General features: G+C 68.9%; 15 protein-coding genes. 11 read left to right on the top strand and 4 right to left on the bottom strand.

All coding sequences use genetic code 11. The features are described 5' to 3' along the window. Position 1: 1 nt before the first annotated feature. From R4823_RS06130 to glcF, 4 genes are all read left to right on the top strand, one after another. On the top strand, positions 2–1,417 hold the full coding sequence (locus R4823_RS06130; protein WP_338617945.1) for an FAD-linked oxidase C-terminal domain-containing protein: 1,416 nt from the start codon (positions 2–4) through the stop codon (positions 1,415–1,417). A gap of 331 nt (positions 1,418–1,748) precedes the next feature. Then, positions 1,749–3,245 carry an FAD-linked oxidase C-terminal domain-containing protein gene (locus R4823_RS06135; RefSeq protein ID WP_087837067.1) on the top strand — a complete coding sequence of 499 codons (1,497 nt, stop codon included), beginning with the start codon at positions 1,749–1,751 and terminating at the stop codon, positions 3,243–3,245. Between the two features lie 9 nt (positions 3,246–3,254). Further along, positions 3,255–4,328 (top strand): glycolate oxidase subunit GlcE, encoded by a 1,074-nt coding sequence (gene glcE / locus R4823_RS06140; RefSeq protein WP_087837066.1) that lies wholly within the window; start codon positions 3,255–3,257, stop codon positions 4,326–4,328. Between the two features lie 18 nt (positions 4,329–4,346). Beyond that, positions 4,347–5,588 (top strand): glycolate oxidase subunit GlcF, encoded by a 1,242-nt coding sequence (gene glcF, locus R4823_RS06145; RefSeq protein ID WP_087837065.1) that lies wholly within the window; start codon positions 4,347–4,349, stop codon positions 5,586–5,588. Here the strand turns inward: glcF and R4823_RS06150 are convergent. Continuing rightward, a complete protein-coding gene (locus tag R4823_RS06150) occupies positions 5,578–6,489 on the bottom strand; it encodes a LysR family transcriptional regulator (RefSeq protein WP_207958586.1) in 912 nt (303 codons plus the stop codon). The genes glcF and R4823_RS06150 overlap by 11 nt on opposite strands. 131 nt (positions 6,490–6,620) lie before the next feature. Here R4823_RS06150 and mdlC point away from each other — a divergent pair, with 131 nt between their 5' ends. The 3 genes from mdlC (at position 6,621) to R4823_RS06165 (ending at position 10,748) form a co-directional block, all read left to right on the top strand. Beyond that, positions 6,621–8,189 (top strand): benzoylformate decarboxylase, encoded by a 1,569-nt coding sequence (gene mdlC / locus R4823_RS06155; protein ID WP_338617947.1) that lies wholly within the window; start codon positions 6,621–6,623, stop codon positions 8,187–8,189. A gap of 43 nt (positions 8,190–8,232) precedes the next feature. Then, positions 8,233–9,684 carry an aldehyde dehydrogenase gene (locus R4823_RS06160; protein WP_087837062.1) on the top strand — a complete coding sequence of 484 codons (1,452 nt, stop codon included), beginning with the start codon at positions 8,233–8,235 and terminating at the stop codon, positions 9,682–9,684. A gap of 77 nt (positions 9,685–9,761) precedes the next feature. Beyond that, the gene (locus tag R4823_RS06165; protein WP_087837061.1) at positions 9,762–10,748 is read left to right on the top strand and encodes a tripartite tricarboxylate transporter substrate binding protein; all 987 of its coding nucleotides are present in this window, start codon (positions 9,762–9,764) and stop codon (positions 10,746–10,748) included. 15 nt (positions 10,749–10,763) lie between these two features. Here R4823_RS06165 and ssuE read toward each other — a convergent pair whose 3' ends face one another. Beyond that, complete coding sequence (gene ssuE / locus R4823_RS06170) at positions 10,764–11,342, bottom strand: NADPH-dependent FMN reductase (RefSeq protein WP_087837060.1); 579 nt, start codon at positions 11,340–11,342, stop codon at positions 10,764–10,766. Positions 11,343–11,547: 205 nt separating this feature from the next. Here ssuE and R4823_RS06175 point away from each other — a divergent pair, with 205 nt between their 5' ends. From R4823_RS06175 to R4823_RS06190, 4 genes are all read left to right on the top strand, one after another. Further along, positions 11,548–12,588: a ligase-associated DNA damage response exonuclease gene (locus R4823_RS06175; protein WP_087837059.1), complete on the top strand. Its 1,041-nt coding sequence runs from the start codon at positions 11,548–11,550 to the stop codon at positions 12,586–12,588. Next, a complete protein-coding gene (locus R4823_RS06180; protein ID WP_087837058.1) occupies positions 12,585–14,240 on the top strand; it encodes an ATP-dependent DNA ligase in 1,656 nt (551 codons plus the stop codon). Before R4823_RS06175 ends, R4823_RS06180 begins: the two co-directional genes overlap by 4 nt. 177 nt (positions 14,241–14,417) lie before the next feature. Then, entirely contained in the window at positions 14,418–15,392 is a 975-nt protein-coding gene (locus R4823_RS06185) for a tripartite tricarboxylate transporter substrate binding protein (RefSeq protein WP_165963049.1), read from the top strand. Between the two features lie 19 nt (positions 15,393–15,411). Continuing rightward, positions 15,412–16,128: an aspartate/glutamate racemase family protein gene (locus tag R4823_RS06190; RefSeq protein ID WP_279816769.1), complete on the top strand. Its 717-nt coding sequence runs from the start codon at positions 15,412–15,414 to the stop codon at positions 16,126–16,128. A gap of 13 nt (positions 16,129–16,141) precedes the next feature. Here R4823_RS06190 and R4823_RS06195 read toward each other — a convergent pair whose 3' ends face one another. Further along, on the bottom strand, positions 16,142–16,918 hold the full coding sequence (locus R4823_RS06195) for an IclR family transcriptional regulator (protein ID WP_279816772.1): 777 nt from the start codon (positions 16,916–16,918) through the stop codon (positions 16,142–16,144). Positions 16,919–16,947: 29 nt separating this feature from the next. Further along, positions 16,948–18,477, bottom strand: coding sequence for a class I adenylate-forming enzyme family protein (locus R4823_RS06200; RefSeq protein ID WP_338617950.1), 1,530 nt, complete (start codon positions 18,475–18,477; stop codon positions 16,948–16,950). Between the last annotated feature and the right edge of the window lie 84 nt (positions 18,478–18,561).

An 18,561-nucleotide genomic window follows, 5' to 3' on the forward strand; every position in this document is an offset into this window, starting at 1 on the left:
CATGAATGCCCCCGATTTTTCCTCGCTGCGCCGTCCGGTGCCCCAGGCCTGCCTCGATGCGCTGGCCGCTCATTTCGGCGACCGCCTGTCGCTCAATGCGTCCGTGCGGGAACACCACGGCCGCGACGAGTCGCCCTATCCGGCGGTGCCGCCCGACGCCGTGGTGTTCGCCGAAAGCACCGAGGACGTGGTGGCGGCCGTCCAGGCCTGCGCCGCGCACGGCGTGCCGCTGATCGCCTACGGTTCGGGATCGTCGCTGGAAGGGCATGTGCTGGCCATCGAAGGCGGCATTACGCTGGATGTGTCCCGCATGAACCGCGTCCTGTCGGTCAACCCCGACGACCTGACCGTTACCGTGCAGGCCGGCGTCACGCGCAAGCAACTCAACAACGAAATCCGCGATACCGGGCTGTTCTTTCCCATCGACCCCGGCGCGGACGCCTCGTTGGGCGGCATGGCCGCCACGCGGGCGTCGGGAACCAACGCGGTACGCTACGGCACGATGCGCGACAACATCGTGTCCCTGACGGTGGTCACGGCCCAGGGCAAGGTCATCCGCACGGCGCGGCGCGCGAAGAAATCCTCGGCGGGCTACGACCTGACCCGTCTTTTCATCGGCAGCGAAGGCACGCTGGGCATCATCACCGAGGTCACGGTGCGCCTGTATCCCCAGCCCGAGGCCGTGTCGGCGGCGGTCTGCAACTTCCCCAGCGTCGATGCGGCCGTGGCCGCGGTCATCCAGACCATACAGATGGGTATCCCGGTCGCCCGGGTCGAACTGCTGGACACCGCCACCGTGCGCGCGTTGAACCTCTACAGCAAGCTGACCCTGCGCGAGACGCCGCTGCTGCTGTTCGAGTTCCACGGCAGCCCGGCCGGGGTCGAGGAACAGGCCACGACGGTGCAGGAGATCACGCGCGAGCACGGCGGCATGGATTTCGAATGGGCCGTGCATCCCGAGGACCGCAACCGTCTCTGGGCCGCGCGCCACAACGCGTATTTCGCCACCCTGCAGCTGCGTCCCGGCGCGCGCGCCTCCAGCACCGACGTCTGCGTGCCCATTTCCCGGCTGGCCGATTGCATCCGCGCAACCAACGCCGACCTGGCCCAGGCCAGCTTCCCCACCTGCGTGGTCGGACACGTGGGCGACGGCAACTTCCACGTGCAGATGCTGCTGGACCCGGACAGCGAGGCCGAATGGGCCGAAGCCGAGGCCATCAACCGCCGCATGGTCCGCCGCGCCCTGGACATGGACGGCACCTGCACCGGCGAACACGGGGTGGGCCTGCACAAGATGCAATTCCTGGCCGAGGAGCACGGCGAGGACGCGCTGGCGCTGATGCGGCAGGTGAAACAGGCTTTCGATCCGTTGAATATCCTCAATCCCGGGAAGATATTGCCCCCCCCTACGCGCTGAGGGGAAGCCCACCCCCTACGCCCTTCGGGCGCCCCCTCAAGGGGGCGAAACCGGCGGACTGGCAAAGCCAGATCCGCGGTTTCCTGGGTCTAGGGAGGTTATCTTGGACCGAATCATCGGTGCTATCGCTGGCGGCCAGCGATAGCACCGGTGCCACCCCTCAAGAAACAGGTACTAGACCCAGGATGCGGTGGATCCGGCTCCGCCGGTCCACCCGCATCGCCCCCTTGAGGGGGCCCGCGTAGCGGGTAGGGGGTGGGCTTCCCGGGGGGTAATACCACTATTGGGGAAAGCGGGGGCACGCTATCTTCAGAAGTTACTGGAGATGTGCATGAACGCCCCAACAGAAATCGGGCTGGACCCGATCGCGGCCGAGCGCCAGGTAGAGGTGGTGCAGGCATTGCGCGCTGTGCTTCCCAACTACTGTGTGCTGTTCAGGGAAGAGGACACGCGTCCCTACGAATGCGACGGACTGTCGCTGTTCCGCCAGTTGCCCATGGTCGTGGTGCTGCCGGAGACCGAGGAGCAGGTGCGGCAGGTCCTGCGGTTGTGCAAGCGGATGGGCGTGCCGGTGGTGGCGCGCGGCGCGGGCACCGGGTTGTCGGGCGGCGCGACGCCGCATGCCGAGGGTGTGCTGCTGGGCCTGGCGAAGTTCAACCGCATCGTCCATGTCGACCCCGAGGCGCGCCTGGCGGTGGTGCAGCCGGGCGTGCGCAACCTGGCCATCTCCGAGGCCGCCGCGCCCCACGGGCTCTACTACGCGCCCGATCCCTCCAGCCAGATCGCCTGCACCATAGGCGGCAACGTGGCCGAGAACTCGGGCGGCGTGCATTGCCTGAAATACGGCCTGACGGTGCACAACGTGCTGGCGGCGCGCGTGGTCACGATGGACGGCGAGGTGCTGGAGCTCGGCTCGTCGGCGCTGGACGAGCCCGGCCTGGACCTGCTGTCCATCATCATCGGCTCCGAGGGCATGCTGGGCATCGTGACCGAGGTCACGGTCAAGCTCATCCCGCGTCCGGCCGTGGCGCGGGTGGTCATGGCGAGTTTCGCGTCGGTCGAGGCGGCCGGCGATGCCGTCGCCCGGGTCATCGCGGCCGGCATCATTCCCGCCGGACTCGAAATGATGGACCGGCGCGCCGTGCACATGGTGGAACCCTTCGTGTGCGCGGGCTACGACCTCGATGCCGAGGCCATCCTGCTGTGCGAATCGGACGGCACCGAAGAGGAAGTGGCCGACGAGATCTGCCGGATCGAGGCGCTGTTCGCCCAGTGCGGCGCGACGCGCCTGCAGGTTTCCGGTTCCGAGGCCGAGCGGCTGCTGTTCTGGGCCGGCCGCAAGAATGCCTTTCCGGCGGCGGGGCGGATTTCTCCCGACTACTACTGCATGGACGGGACCATCCCGCGCCGCTGCCTGGGGCGCGTGCTGTCGGCCATCGCCGAGATGGAGCACAAGTACGGCCTGCGCTGCGCGAATGTGTTCCATGCGGGCGACGGCAACCTGCATCCGCTGATCCTGTTCGATGCCAACGACATCGACGAGGTCGAGCGGGCCGAGCAATTCGGCGCCGAGATCCTGGAGCTGTGCGTGGAGGTCGGCGGCACGATCACCGGCGAGCATGGGGTGGGGGCCGAGAAGATCGACCAGATGTGCGTGCAGTTCGCGCGCGAGGAGCTGGACGTCTTCTTCGGCATCAAGCACGCCTTCGACGCGACCGGCCTGCTCAATCCGGGCAAGGCCATCCCGACGCTGGCCCGGTGCAACGAATACGGACGCCGGCACGTGCACCGCGATGCCATCCGCTTTCCCGAGATCCCCCGCTTCTGATTCCCGGCCATGGACGTTCTGTTATCCGATCTTCGCGCCCGCGTGCTGATGGCCCATGTGGGCCGCAAGTCGCTGTACATCCGCGGCGGCGGCACCAAGGGCTTCTACGGGCTGCCGGTGGACCACGATGCCGTGCTCGACCTGTCGCCCTACGCGGGTGTCATCGACTACCAGCCCAGCGAGCTGGTGCTGAGCGCCCGGGCGGGTACGCCCCTTGCTCAAGTCGAGGAAATGCTGGCGGAGCAGGGCCAGATGCTGGCCTTCGAGCCGCCGCATTTCTCGGCCGGCGCCACGCTGGGCGGCTGCATCGCGACGGCGCTGGCCGGACCACGCCGCGCCAGCGCCGGTTCGGTCGGCGATTTCGTGCTGGGCGTGCGCCTGCTGGATGCCCAGGGGCGCGTGCTGCGTTTCGGCGGCGAGGTCATGAAGAACGTGGCGGGTTATGACGTGTCCCGCCTCGTGGCCGGTTCGCTGGGTACGCTGGGCGCGATCCTGGAGGTGTCGCTGAAGGTGCTGCCCCGGCCCGCCTGCGAGACCACGCTGCGTTTTGAGATGGACGAGGCGACGGCGCTGCGCCGGATGAATGCCTGGGGCGGCCAGGCGTTGCCGGTCAGCGCCACGGCCTGGTGCGGCGGATGCCTGACCGTCCGGCTGTCGGGCGCCCAGGCCGCGATCGCGGCGGCACGCGCGGCGCTGGGCGGCGAGGCGTTGCCGGACGAAGAGGCCCAGGCATGGTGGCGGTCGCTGCGCGACCATACGCATCCCTTCCTGGCCGTGCGCTCGCTGTGGCGCCTGTCGCTGCCGTCGGTGACCCGGCCGCTGGGCCTGGGGCCCACGCTGATCGAATGGGGCGGCGCGCAGCGATGGCTGAGCGGGCCCGTGCCGGCGCAGCGCGTGCGCCAGGCGGCCGCGCTGGCGGGTGGGCATGCCACGTTGTTTCGCGCCGCATCGGTGGACGAGGCGCGGGCGTCGGGCGTGTTCCATCCGCTGTCGACGCCCGTGGCCGCCATCCATCGGCGCCTGAAGAACGAATTCGATCCGGAAGGGGTGTTCAATCCCGGCCGCATGTATCCCGACCTCTAGACACGAACCACCCATTCCATGCAGACACGGCTGACGGAGTCGATCAAGGACACCCCCGATGGCAGGCAGGCCGAGGCCATCCTGCGCAAGTGCGTGCATTGCGGATTCTGTACCGCGACCTGTCCCACTTACCAGGTACTGGGCGACGAACTGGACAGCCCGCGCGGCCGCATCTACCTGATCAAGCAGATGCTTGAGGGGGGCGAGGTCACGGCCAGCACCCAGTTGCACCTGGATCGCTGCCTGACCTGCCGCAATTGCGAGACGACCTGTCCGTCCGGCGTGGAATACGGGCAATTGATCGACATCGGCCGCAGGATGGTCGAGACGCGCGTGGAAAGGGCGCCCGGCGACCAGCTCAAGCGCGCGGTGCTGGGCAGGACGCTGGCTACGCCGGCCTTCGGGCTGGCCATGAGGCTGGGGCAGGCGCTGCGCCCCTTGCTGCCGTCCGCGCTGGCGGCCAAGGTGCCGCCGCGGCGGCCGGCGGGCCAGGTGCCGCGGCGCCGCCATGAGCGCCAGGTGCTGATGCTGGCGGGCTGCGTGCAGCCTTCCATGATGCCGGCCATCGACGCGGCCACCCTGCGCGTGCTCGATGCCGTGGGGATCTCGGCCTCGGTCGCGCCGGGTTCGGGCTGCTGCGGCGCGGCGCGCTTCCACCTGAACCAGCAGGCGGCGGCGCTGGCGCAGATGCGCGCCAATGTCGATGCCTGGTGGCCCGACATCGAAGCGGGCCGCATCGAGGCCATCGTGATGAACGCCTCGGGCTGCGGCGCCACCGTGCGCGAGTACGCGCACCACCTGCGCGACGATCCGGCCTATGCCGGCCGGGCGGCGCGGGTGTCGGGCATGGTGCGCGACATCGCCGAGGTGCTGGCGCCGCACGCGGGCGAGCTGGCTCCGCGGTTGGCCGGCCGGCTGGCCGCGCGGCCGGTCTTCCATCCGCCGTGCACGCTCCAGCATTGGCAGGGCCTGAGGCCGCTGGTCGAGCGCCTGCTGGCGGACCTGGGCTTCGCGCTCCAGCCGTTCTCGGAAAGCCACCTGTGCTGCGGATCGGCGGGAACCTACTCGGTGCTGCAGCCCGAGATCGCCGGTGAGCTGCGCGACCGCAAGCTCGCCGAACTGGGCAGGGCCGGCCCCGATCTCATCCTGTCCGCGAACATCGGCTGCCTGGCGCATCTGCAGGCCGGCACGGACACCCCGGTCGTGCACTGGATAGAAGCGGTCGACGCCGCGCTGGCCGGCAAGCGCGTCAGCGGGTAGGAGACGCCCACATCAGCCGCAGTTCGTCCAGCAGCTTGACGGCCGGCTGGGGAAGAATGCCCTTGGTGCGGCGGAACACCATCAGCCGGCGTTGCAGGGCCGCGCCGGGAATGGGCAGGGTGTCGGCCAGCCCCGCGCCGCGCTCGGCCTCGAACATGGGGTGCGGCATCCAGCTCAGGAAGCCGGCGTGGGCCACCATGCTCTTGATGGCGATGATGGAGCGCGTCTCCACCACGATGTCGGGCGGGGGCAGGCCGCGCGAGGCGAACAGGTGCATGAGTTCGTCGAACGGCGCCGTGCCGCGCGGCGGCAGCACCCATTTGTGGCCTTGCGTGTCTTCCAGGCGCAGCCGGGCGCGCTTGCGCAGCGGATGCGTGGACGCGGCAATGATCTGGCTGGTGTCGTGCCATTCGCAGTCGGGGATCACGCAGATGTCCGCCGTGTCCGGCATCGACACGCCTATGGCGAGATCGATGTCGTGAGTCAGCAGCGCGTCGGTCAGCAGGTCGCCCACGCCCTCGAGCAGATGGACCTGCAGGTTCGGCCATTGGGCCAGCACGCGTCCGATGGCCATGGGCAGCACGAGGCTGACCGCGCTGGCCACCGCGCCGACGCGTATGGTGCCGCGCGAGAGGCCGCGCAGCGCGTCGATTTCCTCGGTGGCCTGTTCCGCTTCGCGCTGTAGCAGGGTGGCGTGGGGGAGCAGCGCCTGGCCGAAGCTGGTCAGCATCATGCCGGTCGCATAGCGCTCGAACAGCGGGGCGCCGATCTGTTCTTCCAGCCGGCGGATGGTGCGGCTCAGGGCGGGCTGGGTGATGTTCAGCCTTTGCGCCGCCCGGCCCAGCGTTCCGTGCTGGACCACGGCCAGGAAGGCGTTGAGTTGGCGTATGTCGAAAGTCATGCCAAAAGGTAATGACTTTTTCCTGAAAAAGCAATGTTCAGGCAAGGGTATGCTGGCCATACTCTCGGGATTCGCCGGGCTCAGGAAACGGACCCCGGCCCGCACACCATCACACCGCGGAGACGAGACCCATGACCACCGTCCGCGAAGCCGTGCTCGACCTGCTGCGCGCCTTCGACATGACCACCATCTTCGGCAACCCGGGATCCACCGAGCTGCCGCTCTTCCTGGACTTCCCCAGCGACTTCGACTACGTGCTGGGGCTGCACGAGGGCGTGGTGGTCGCCATGGCCGACGGCTACGCGCAGGCGCGCCGCAACGCCTCGTTCATCAACCTGCATTCGGCGGCCGGCGTGGGCAACGCCATGGGCACCATCTTCACCGCCTACAAGAACCGTACGCCGCTGGTCATCACCGCCGGCCAGCAGTCGCGCTCCATCCTGCCCTTCGATCCCTTCCTGCATTCGGCGCAGGCCACCGAACTGCCCAAGCCCTACGTGAAGTGGAGCTGCGAGCCGGCGCGGGCCGAGGACGTTCCGCTGGCCATCGCGCGCGGCTACTACATCGCCATGCAGCCGCCGTGCGGCCCGGTGCTGATCTCGGTGCCGGCAGACGACTGGTCGCGAGCATGCGAGCCGGTCGAGGCCCGCCGGGTCGGCAAGCTGCTGCGGCCCGATCCCGACGTCATGGCCGAGATCGCCGGCGCGCTGGACGCTGCGCGGCGTCCGGCCTTCGTCATCGGCGCCTCCGTCGACCGCGACGGCGCCTGGGACGACGTGGTGCAACTGGCCGAGCGCCACAAGGCGGGCGTGTGGGTCGCGCCCATGTCGGGCCGTTGCGGCTTCCCCGAGGACCATCGCCAGTTCATGGGCTTCCTGCCCGCCATCCGCGAGAAGATCGTCTCGATGCTGGGTGGCTACGACTGCATCTTCGTGATCGGCGCGCCGGCCTTCACCTATCACGTCGAAGGCTTCGGGCCGCACCTGCCGCCCGGCGCGAAGCTGGTCCAGCTCACCGACGATCCGCAGGTCGCGGCCTGGGCGCCGGTGGGCACCGCGGCGGTGGGCAGCATCAGCCTGGGCGTGCGCGAACTGCTGGCGCGGGCTTCGCCGCCGGCGCGCGAACTGCCCGCCCCGCGGGCGCCGCTGCCGCGCGCCGAGCCGTCCTCGCCCATGTCGGTGGCCTACGTGCTGCAGACATTGGCCGAGGTGCGCGATCCCGCTTCCATCGTGGTCGAGGAGTCGCCCAGCGCGCGGCCGGTCATGCACAAGTACCTGCCCATGCTGCAAAGCGAGACCTTCTACACCATGTGCAGCGGCGGCCTGGGCTACAGCATGCCGGCCGCCGTGGGCGTCGCGCTGGCCAAGCCGCAAAGCAAGGTCATCGGTCTGATCGGAGACGGCTCCAGCATGTACTCCATCCAGGCGCTGTGGACCGCGGCGCAGCTCAAGCTGCCGATCACCTTCGTGATCCTGAACAACCGGCGCTATGCTGCCCTGACGGAGTTCGCCCCGACCTTCGGCTTCAAGCCCGAAGACCCGCTTGCCGGCACCGACCTGCCCGATCTCGACTTCGTGTCGCTGGCGCGCGGGCATGCCTGCCAGGGTATCCGGGTGTCGGACCCCGCCAAGCTGGCCGGTGTGCTGCGCGAAGCGCTGGCATCGCCGGTGCCCATCCTGGTGGACGTGGAAATCGCCTGATTCCGCCGTCACTATCCCCATTCTTCCAGAGCAGGAGACTGACATGAAAACCCTGACCATGCTGATCGACGGCCAATCCGCCGAGGCCTCCGGCAAGGCGACCTTCGAGCGCCGCAATCCGCTCGACGGCTCGGTCGCGACCCGGGCGCCGGCCGCCACCCCCGAGGACATGACCAAGGCGGTCGACGCCGCCGCGCGCGCGTTCACGAGCTGGCGCGAGACCGGCCCGGGCGAGCGCCGGGCGCTGCTGCTCAAGGCCGCCCAGGCGCTCGAAGCCAAGGCGCCGGCCTTCATCGAGGCGATGGCCGCCGAGACCGGGGCATCGGCCATGTGGGCCGGCTTCAACGTCCACCTGGCGGCGGGCATGCTGCAGGAGGCCGCCGCCCTGACCACCCAGATCAGCGGCGAGGTCATTCCGTCCGACGTGCCAGGCAGCCTGGCCATGGCCGTGCGCCAGGGCGCGGGCGTGGTGCTGGGCATCGCGCCGTGGAACGCGCCCGTGATCCTGGGCGTGCGATCGGTGGCCGTGCCGCTGGCCTGCGGCAACACGGTCGTGTTCAAGGGCTCCGAACTGTGCCCCGCCACGCACGGGCTGATCGTCGAGGCCTTGAACGAAGCGGGCTTTCCCGCGGGCGTGGTCAACTTCGTCACCAACGACCCGGCGGATGCCGGCGCGGTGGTCGAGGCCGCGGTCTCGCATCCCGCCGTGCGCCGGGTGAACTTCACCGGTTCGACGCGCGTGGGCAAGATCATCGCGCAGACCTGCGCCAAGTACCTCAAGCCGGTCGTGCTCGAGCTGGGCGGCAAGGCGCCGCTGGTGATCCTGGACGACGCCGACCTGGACGCGGCGGTCAACGCCGCCGCCTTCGGCGCCTTCGCCAACTCGGGCCAGATCTGCATGTCCACCGAGCGCATCATCGTCGACGAGAAGATCGCCGACGAATTCGTCGCGCGCTTCGGCGCCAAGGCCAAGTCGCTGCCGCTGCAGGATCCGCGCAAGGGGCCCGCGGTGCTGGGATCGGTGGTCGACATGGCTACCGTCGAACGCTGCAACGCCATGATCGACGACGCGCTGGCCAAGGGCGCGGTGCTGGTGTGCGGCGGCAAGGCCGAGAACACGCTCATGCCCGCCACCATCCTGGACCGCGTCACGCCCGACATGCGCATCTACGGCGAGGAATCCTTCGGGCCGGTCAAGGCGGTAGTGCGGGTTGATGGCGTCGAGGCCGCCATCAACAGCGCCAACGACACCGAGTACGGCCTGTCCTCGGCCGTGTTCGGGCGCGACGTGGCGCGTGCCATGCAAGTGGCCAAGCGCATCGAGTCGGGCATCTGCCACGTCAACGGCCCCACGGTGCACGACGAGGCGCAGATGCCGTTCGGCGGTGTCAAGGCCAGCGGCATCGGCCGCTTCGGCGGCAACGCCGGCATCCACGAGTTCACCGAACTGCGCTGGATCACCGTGCAGACCACGCCGCGCCACTACCCGTTCTGATCGCTCCGCTCGCGCCCGTCGCGGCCGGGCGCGGACGCGGGCATCCGTGTTCGTTCATGACAAAACAGGAGACAGACATGAACCGTCAAGCAGGCAAAGCGGCCCTCGCGGCCAGGTGGAGCGCGCTCGCGCTGGGATGCGCGGTCGCCTTCGGCGCCGTGGCGCAAGCCTATCCGACCAAGCCCGTGAAGGTCGTGGTCAACTTCCCGCCGGGCGGCGCCGCCGACCAGATCGCGCGCGCCATCACCGGTCCCCTGCAAGAGGCGCTGGGCCAGCCCGTGGTGGTCGAGAACAAGGGCGGGGCGGGCGGCAACATCGGCGGCGAGGCGGTCGCCCGTTCGGCGCCCGACGGCTACACCCTGCTGATGAGTTCCGGCGGCATGGTGTCAGTCAACCCCTACATCTATCCCAAGATGTCCTTCGACCCGATCAAGGACCTCGCGCCCGTGGCCGCGGCCGCCAAGGTCAAGGTGTTCCTGGTGGTCAAGCCGGGCAAGCTGCCCACCGACGTCAAGTCGTTCATCGGCTACCTGAAGGCCAATCCCGGCAAGCTGACCTACGGCACGCCGGGCAATGGCAGCTCGCCCCACCTGGCCGCGGAGATGTTCCAGAGCCAGGCCGGCGTGAGCGCCGTCCATGTCCCGTACCGTGGCGCCGCGCCCGCGCTGGTGGACCTGCTGGCCGGTCAGATCGACTTCGCCTTCGACCCGGGCATTGCCATGCAGCACGTGCAGTCGGGCAAGCTCAACATGCTGGCCGTGGGCAGCCTGACGCGCTCGCCCATGTTCCCCAACGTGCCCACGCTGGACGAGGCGGGCCTGAAGGGCTTCGATGCCGACACCGTGTTCGGCTTCTACGCGCCCGCCGGCACGCCCAAGGACATCGTCACCAAGCTCAATACCGAGATCAACAAGATCGTGAGCACGCCCGCCTTCCGCGAGCGCCTGGTGGCCCTGGGCGGCGACCCCGCGCCCATGACGCCCGAGCAGTTCCACGAGCGTGCCGAGTACGACGCCAAGCGTTTCGGCGCCATCATCCGGGACCGCAAGATCGTCGGCGATTGATCCCGCCGTGACGGGTCAGGCGTACAGGCGTTCCCGCACTTCCACCGGCTGGATGCGCGGGACGCGCACGCCCAGGCTTGCGTTCAGCTCGCGCAAGCCGCCCAGCAGCCGGGCGGCGATGTCCTGCGAGAGTTGATAGCCTGTGACCGAGTCGCCGGTGATCTGCGCATCGGCGGCATACACCGTGCTGAGTATGTGCCGCGCCCCAAGCGCGTTCAGCACGGGCCGCAGGGCATAGTCCACGGCCAGCAGGTGGGCCGGCGAGCCTCCCGTGGCCAGCGGCAGGACGACCTTGCCCTGTAGCGCGGTCTGGGGAAGCAGGTCCAGGAAGGTCTTCAGTATTCCACTGTAGGCCGCCTTGTAGATGGGCGTGGCGATGATCACGGCATCGACCGGCGCCAGGGACCGGAGCGCGGCGGCAATATGGGCGTCGGTGGTGTCGGCCGACAGCAAGGCCTGGGCGGGCAGGTCGCGCACGTTCAGCGAGCGGGTGGCATAGCCCGCCTGTTCCAGGTGCGCGTCCAGGGTCTGGGCCAGCAGGGTCGAGCGCGAGACGGCCGAGGGGCTGCCGGTAATGGTCAGTATCGAGTGCATGGCGGGCTGCCGAATGTCGAGGCTGTCACCATAAGCCAGCCATCCGCGGAACCCAACCAAGAAATTCGCATTTGCTCAGAAGCTCGGCGTACAAGCGGCTCGTTCACATCTGCTCACGAACCGAACCATCCGCTTGCGACCCCCGGCTTGTGTACGCCCGGCGGCGCTCATATCTTCCGGTTATTGGCTTATGCGGAAACCGCCGATGGATCTCGTCGTCGCCACCCGCGACGGGCTGTACTGCCCGCCCGGGCGCTTCCATATCGATCCGTGGCGCCCCGTCGAACGGGCGGTGATCACCCATGCCCACGCCGACCATGCCCGCGCGGGGCACGGCGCCTACCTGGCCGCCGCGGCGGGCGAACAGGTGCTGCGCATCCGCCTGGGCGACATCCCGCTGCAGACGCTGGACTATGGGCAGGCGGTGGAGATGAACGGGGTCAGGGTTTCCCTGCATCCGGCCGGCCACGTGCTGGGCTCGGCCCAGGTGCGCATCGAGTATCGCGGCGAGGTCTGGGTGGCATCGGGCGACTACAAGCTCGAGGCCGATCCCACCTGCGCACCCTTCGAGCCGGTGCGCTGCCATGTCTTCATCACCGAATCGACCTTCGGCCTGCCCATCTATCGCTGGCCTGGCCGCGAGGCGCTGTTCAGCGAGGTCGACGACTGGTGGCGGCGGAACGCCGACGCGGGACGCGCCTCGGTGCTGTTCTGCTACGCCTTCGGCAAGGCGCAGCGCGTCCTGGCCAGCGTGGACCCGGCCATCGGGCCGGTCATCGCGCATGGCGCCGTGGCCGTGCTCAATGACGCGTATCGCCGCAGCGGCGTCGACTTGCCCGCCGCGCCGCGCGTGACCGACGTTGCCGACCGGTCCATGCTGCGGCGGGCGTTGGTGCTGGCGCCGCCTTCGGCCCAGGGCTCGCCCTGGCTCCGGCGCTTCGGGGATCATTCCGACGGCTATGCCAGCGGCTGGATGCGGGTGCGGGGCAACCAGCGACGCAAGGGCGTGGACCGCGGCTTCGTGCTGTCCGACCATGCCGACTGGCCGGCCTTGCAGCGCGCCATCGAGGCCACCGGGGCGCAGCGGGTCTTCGTGACCCATGGCAGCGCGCACGCCATGGTGCGCTGGCTGCGCGAGCGCGGCCTGGATGCCGAGACCTTCGCCACCGAGTACGGCGACGAAGAGGATGGCGACGAAGAGGATGGCGACATCGGCGATCCGGCGACACCGGCGGACGACGCATGAAAGCCTTCGTCGATCTTTATGCCGCGCTCGACGCCACGACCTCCAGCCTGGGCAAGCGGGCGGCCATGCTCGACTACCTGCGCCATGCGCCGCCGGCCGATGCCGCCTGGGCGGTGTATTTCCTGGCCGGCGGCAAACCGCGACAACTGGTGCCCGCGAAGCTGCTGAAGGAATATGCGCGCGAGGCCGCCGGCGTTCCCGAGTGGCTGTTCGAGGAAAGCTACCAGGCCGTGGGAGACCTGGCCGAGACCATCGCCTTGTTGCTGCCCGACACGCCGCACGCTGACGATGCCAGCCTGGCCGCCTGGATGGAGCACAGCCTGTTGCCGCTGCGCGGCATGGACCCCGGACCCTTGAAGCCCCGCTTGCTGGAGGCCTGGAGCCGGCTCGACACGCGTGGCCGGCTGGTCTTCACCAAGCTCATCACCGGCAGCTTCCGCGTGGGGGTGTCGCGGCTGCTGGTGACGCGCGTGCTGGCCGAGCTGGCCGGCGTGGACGCGAAGGAGATCGCGCAGCGCATGGTGGGCTATACCGACCTGAACGCATTGCCCTCGGCCCAGGGCTATCTGGCGCTGATCGCGGCCGAGGCGCCTGCCGGCCGCCAGGAAAGCGGGATGCCGTATCCGTTCTTCCTCGCCCATCCCTTGCAGGCGGATATCGCCGACTTCGAGCGGCTGCTGGGCCCGCCCGCCGATTGGCTGGTGGAATGGAAATGGGACGGCATCCGGGCGCAACTGGTGCGACGCGCGGGCGGAGCCTGGCTGTGGTCGCGCGGCGAGGAACTGGTCAGCGACCGTTTTCCCGAGCTGCTCCAGGCCGCGGCGGCCTTGCCCGAAGGGACCGTCCTGGACGGCGAGATCGTGGTCCACAAGGAGGGCAGGGTGCAGCCCTTCGCGCAATTGCAGCAGCGGATCGGCCGCAAGACCCTGACCCCGCGCATCCTGCGCGACATACCCGTGGCGTTGCTGGCCTACGACCTGCTGGAGCTGGAGGGCCAGGACTGGCGCGCCCGGCCCCAGCGCGAGCGCCGCGCCGCATTGGACGCATTGCTGGCCGACGCCGGAAGTGCCGGGTTGCTGCCCAGTCCGCTGCTGCTGGAGAGCTCCTGGGAAGACTACGCCCGGCTGCGCGAGAGCTCGCGCGAGCGCGGCGTGGAAGGCATGATGCTCAAGCAGGCCGGCGGCAGCTACGGCGTGGGGCGCAGCAAGGACGTGGGGCTGTGGTGGAAATGGAAGGTGGATCCCTATTCGGTGGACGCCGTGCTGATCTACGCCCAGAAGGGGCATGGCCGCCGCGCCAGCCTCTACACCGACTACACCTTCGCCGTCTGGGACGCGCCTCCGGGAACGCCCGGACGCGGCCTGGTCCCGTTCGCCAAGGCCTATTCGGGCCTGACCGACGACGAGATCCGCCAGGTGGATGCCATCGTGCGCAAGACCACGCAGGAGACCTTCGGACCGGTCCGCAGCGTACTGCCGACCCTGGTGTTCGAACTGGGATTCGAAGGGATCGCGCGCAGCACGCGCCACAAGAGCGGCATCGCGGTGCGCTTTCCGCGCATGTTGCGCTGGCGGCAGGACAAGCCGGTGGAAGAGGCCGACACGCTGGAAACGCTGTCGGCCTTGTTGCCCGCGACGTCGGCCGAGCCGTGACGCCTCATTTCCGGACGCCATGAATCTCTTCCTAAAAATTCGTTGACCGGACGGAGCGTCGCGCATAACCTAGCCGTGATTCGCACATATTGTCCATATTGCGAACAATCAACCGAGGGTGCCGGCATGCATCCCCGCAGATGCTCCGGCTCCTTCCATCGGCCAGAGGAAGCGTTCATGATGATGATGAAGAGAATGGCGGCGGGCGCGGCGGCTGTCCTTGCTCTTGCGGCGGGCACGGCATCGGCGCAGGGGTTCCCCGTCAAGCCGGTGCGAATCGTCGCGCCCTATGTTCCGGGTGGAACGGTCGATGCCCTGTCGCGCGCGCTTGCCGCGCAGTTGTCCGAGGAGTTCGGGCAGCAGGTGGTGGTCGAGAACCGGGCGGGAGCCTCCGGCAACATCGGCGCGGAATATGTCGCCGGCGCCGAGCCCGATGGCCATGTGCTGCTGCTGACGGCCAGCACGGTCATCGTCAACCCGCTCGTGATGAAAGAGAAGCAGCGCTTCGATCTGCACAAGGACTTCACGCCCATCGGCATGGTGGCCAGCACACCCCTGGTCTTCGTCGTGTCGCCGCAAAGCGGCATCGCCACGGTCGGCGATTTCATCAAAGAGGCCAAGGCGCATCCGGACAAGATCAACTTTGGCGTGGGGGGCTTCGGTTCCGGCGGCCACCTGGCCATGGAAACCTTCAACGTCCGGGCGGGCACGTCGATCCCGATGGTGATCTACAAGGGGTCCGCCCCCGCGCTGACGGACATCGTGGGCGGCCAGTTGAGCGCGATCATGGATCCCGTGCTGACTACCTTGCCCTTCGTCAGTACCGGCCGCCTGAAGGCCATCGCCGTCACGGGCGAGCGCCGCAGCGCGCTGTTGCCTTCGGTGCCCACCCTGGGCGAGGCTGGCGTGCCCGACATGGACTTCGTCTCGTGGTACGGCATGTGGGGCCCCGCCGGCATGCCCGAAGCCGTGTCCAGGCGTATCCAGGCTGGCTTGACGAAGGTGCTGGGATCGCCGCAATTCAAGGCCTGGCTGGACAAGCAGGGGATGGTTGCCGGCACGGTCACGGGCAAGCAGTTCGGCGACTATGTCCGGCAGGAAAGCAAGAAGTACGCGCAGGCTGTCGCGGATGCGAAGATCGAACCCAAGTGATCGGGACGGGGGAACAACGGTGGCTGGACGCAAGAAGACTTTCCACGGCGTGACCGTCGGCATCCTGATGGTCAAGACCGGGTTTTGCCGCCTGCCGGGCGATGTCGGCCATGCGGGTACCTGGGACTTCCCCGTGCAGTACCGCATCGTCGAAGGCGCGACGCCGGACAAGATGATGGCGCTGGAATCCTCGGGGTTGCTGGACGACTTCAAGGCCGCGGCGCGGGACCTGGTCGCCGGCGGCGTCGACGGCATCGCCACGACTTGCGGTTTCCTGGCCTTGTACCAGCGGGAACTGGCGGCGGCCTGCGGCGTGCCCGTGGCCTCCAGCAGCCTGCTCCAGGTTCCGCTGGCGCAGCGCCTGATCGCGCCGGACAAGCGGGTGGGGATACTGACCTTCAGCAAGGAGAGCTTGCATGCCTCGCACCTGGAGGCGGTGGGCGTGGATGCCGGCACGCCCGTCGAGGGCATGCCGGCCGACTCGGTATTCGTCACCGCCATCAAGTCGGGCGATGTCGTGCCGCGCCACGAGGCGATGCGTGTCGAGGTGCTCCAGGCCGCCGAGCGGCTGCTGGACCGCCATCCGGACGTCGGCGCCATCGTGTCCGAGTGCGCCAACATGACGCCGTTCAGCGCCGACATCGCGGAGCGCTTCGGCATTCCGGTGTTCGACGGCGTATCGCTGATCAACTGGTTCCAGGCGGGACTGCGGCCGCGCCGCTACCCGGCGGCCTGACGGCCGCGCGGCGTCAGCCGTGCTGGAGCGCGGACGAGACGTTCTCGCACGCTCGGTACAGGTGCTGTGCCAGCGACGAGCCCGTGTCCAGGCAGTCATCCAGGTCCAGTCCGGAGACGACGATGGCGCCGAGCGCCGCCGGGCTTCGTCCGTGGAAGGGGCAGGCGAGCGAGGCCAGCCCGCGCTTGTACTGGCCCACGGTGGCGCAGAATCCCCCTGCCTGGCGGATTTTCCGCAGCGCGGGGCGGACCTTGTCGAAACGGGCCTGGCCCAGCGTGGCCAGGCACAGGTCGTCGGCATACGTGGACAGGATGGCTTTGCCGCTGGCGCAATCGTCGATGGGGAACTGGTTGCCGATATCGATGATGACGTTCATCGGCGTGCGCGGCGTCCAGATGCGTTCGACGATGATGACCCGGTCGCGCGCCGGCACCGAGATCGACACCAGCGCGGAACGGCCGTGCAGGACTTTCTCCTGCAGTTCGACCGCGTAGGGCAGCGCGGCGCGCCGCACGTTGAGCCGGCTGGCGTGCGCCGTGGCGAACAGCAGGCACTCGGGGCCCAAGGCATAGGCGCCGTCGTCGGCCGTGACCATGTCCCAGTGCACGAGTGTCTTGAGCAGGCGATGGACGGTGGTCCGTTCTATGCCCGTGCGGCGCGACAGGTCCAGCGCCGTGGCGCCCTGGGGCGTGCTGGCCAGTTCGCGCAGCACCATGAAGGCGCGGTCTATGGATTGCACCCGTCCGGTGCCGTCGGCATCCGGCTGGCGGTGTTCTGGCGTCGTCTGCAAGGCTAGGGCCTGTTCACGCTAAAGGGAGTTCAGTCTTGGCGGGCGGCGGCGATCGCGTCCTGGACCTTCCGGGTCAACACTTTACCGTAATGGGAGCGCGGCAGGGCGTCCATGAACACCGTGCGCTTGGGGCGCTTGTGCGCGGACAGGCGTTCCCGGCAGAACGCCGCCAGCTCGTCGGGGCTGGGGCGGGAGCCGGGCCGCGCGACGATGGCGGCGGCGACGATTTCTCCCCACTCGGGGTCCGCGATGCCGACGACCGCGGCTTCGAACACCGAAGGATGGCTGCACAGCACCTGCTCCACCTCGGCCGGCTGCACCGATTTACCGCCCGTGCGGATGATGGCCTTGGCTCGTCCCTGTATGCGCAATCGGCCCCGGGCGTCGAGACAGCCCAGGTCGCCGGTGTGGAACCATGCGCCGTCCAGCACGGCAGCCGTCAGCTCCGGCTGGTTCCAATAGCCTTGCATGACGTGGCCGCCGCGTATCAGCACTTCGCCGACCGTGCCCGCGGGCAGGACGGTACGGCCGTCGCCGATGGCGATTTCGGCGCGGTCGGTCGTGGGGCCGACCAGTCCCAGCGTGCTGGCCGGATCGGCCAGCAGTTCGGAGGCGGCGGACGGCGGCCGATAGCAGGTCCACGGTGCTTCGGTCAGCCCATAGATGACGGAAAAAACGGGACCGAAGGCGGCCACTGCCTGCTCGAACAGTTCCGGCGGCATGGCGGCGGCGCCGATTTCGATGCAGGCCAGCGAGCCGAGATCGACGTGCACGTCGGGCAGCACCCTGAGGATGCGGACCAGGTGCGTGGGGACCAGCGATGTGCAGGTCGGCCGGTATCGCGCCGCCAGCTCGAGAAAGCGCCGGGGCTCGAAATGGCCGCCGAGGATGAGCGTGCCGCCATGCAGCAGATGGGCCAGCAGCGATATCGCCGCGATCGGCCAGAGCGGCCGCATGTTCAGCATCCGGTCGCCCGTCCATGGCCGGCGCGCCGCCACGATGTTGTGAAGGGCCGCTGCATAGCTGCTGTGCGTATGCACGACGGCCTTGGGCATGCCCGTGGTGCCGCCCGTGTAGTTCAGCGCCGCGATCCGGTCCGGTTCGCATGGGACAGGTGGATGCAGGCCGGTCGTGGCCGCCCCGGCTTCGCCCGCCAGGCTGTCGAGCGGACGGGCATCGATGCCGCAGTCCTGCAGGCCCGGTCGCAGCGCTTGCACCCGGTCGGCGTGCGACGGACAGTACAGCAGCACCTTCGCGCCGGAGTCGTGCAACTGGGCGAGGTGTTCGGCCGGGTCGAGGGCAGGGTCCAGCGATACCCGGACGCGGCCCGCGCTCATCACGCCATAGTCGGCGAACAGGAAAGCCGGCGTTGCGTCTCCCAGCAGCGCGACGCGGTCGCCCGGCCGGGTGTCGAACGCCGCGAGCAGCCGGTGCGAGAAGGCGAACACTTCGCCCACCAGTTCGGGAAAGCCGTAGCTTCGGCCGCTGTCCGCGTCGATCAGGGCGCAGCGGTCGGGCCAGGCCCGGCGGGCTTGTTCGAGAAGCGCGGGGATGCTCATGGCGGGCGATGAAGGGCGATATGTTCATAATAAACACAAGTTGTGCTCTATACAAACTCTTCCTAAAATCGTCCAGGATGTGCC

It is taken from the genome of Pigmentiphaga sp. CHJ604, assembly GCF_036972535.1.
In the GTDB taxonomy this organism is placed as follows: Bacteria; Pseudomonadota; Gammaproteobacteria; order Burkholderiales; family Burkholderiaceae_B; genus Pigmentiphaga; species Pigmentiphaga daeguensis.

What these genes read in the sequence shown, in the direction of transcription:
- R4823_RS06130 (WP_338617945.1), top strand. Translation starts at nt 2, where the DNA reads ATGAATGCCCCCGATTTTTCCTCGCTGCGCCGTCCGGTGCCCCAGGCC.
- R4823_RS06180 (WP_087837058.1), top strand. Translation starts at nt 12,585, where the DNA reads ATGAAAGCCTTCGTCGATCTTTATGCCGCGCTCGACGCCACGACCTCC.
- R4823_RS06160 (WP_087837062.1), top strand. Translation starts at nt 8,233, where the DNA reads ATGAAAACCCTGACCATGCTGATCGACGGCCAATCCGCCGAGGCCTCC.
- R4823_RS06200 (WP_338617950.1), bottom strand. Translation starts at nt 18,477, where the DNA reads ATGAGCATCCCCGCGCTTCTCGAACAAGCCCGCCGGGCCTGGCCCGAC.
- R4823_RS06150 (WP_207958586.1), bottom strand. Translation starts at nt 6,489, where the DNA reads ATGACTTTCGACATACGCCAACTCAACGCCTTCCTGGCCGTGGTCCAG.
- glcE (WP_087837066.1), top strand. Translation starts at nt 3,255, where the DNA reads ATGGACGTTCTGTTATCCGATCTTCGCGCCCGCGTGCTGATGGCCCAT.
- mdlC (WP_338617947.1), top strand. Translation starts at nt 6,621, where the DNA reads ATGACCACCGTCCGCGAAGCCGTGCTCGACCTGCTGCGCGCCTTCGAC.
- R4823_RS06185 (WP_165963049.1), top strand. Translation starts at nt 14,418, where the DNA reads ATGATGATGATGAAGAGAATGGCGGCGGGCGCGGCGGCTGTCCTTGCT.
- ssuE (WP_087837060.1), bottom strand. Translation starts at nt 11,342, where the DNA reads ATGCACTCGATACTGACCATTACCGGCAGCCCCTCGGCCGTCTCGCGC.
- glcF (WP_087837065.1), top strand. Translation starts at nt 4,347, where the DNA reads ATGCAGACACGGCTGACGGAGTCGATCAAGGACACCCCCGATGGCAGG.
- R4823_RS06165 (WP_087837061.1), top strand. Translation starts at nt 9,762, where the DNA reads ATGAACCGTCAAGCAGGCAAAGCGGCCCTCGCGGCCAGGTGGAGCGCG.
- R4823_RS06175 (WP_087837059.1), top strand. Translation starts at nt 11,548, where the DNA reads ATGGATCTCGTCGTCGCCACCCGCGACGGGCTGTACTGCCCGCCCGGG.
- R4823_RS06135 (WP_087837067.1), top strand. Translation starts at nt 1,749, where the DNA reads ATGAACGCCCCAACAGAAATCGGGCTGGACCCGATCGCGGCCGAGCGC.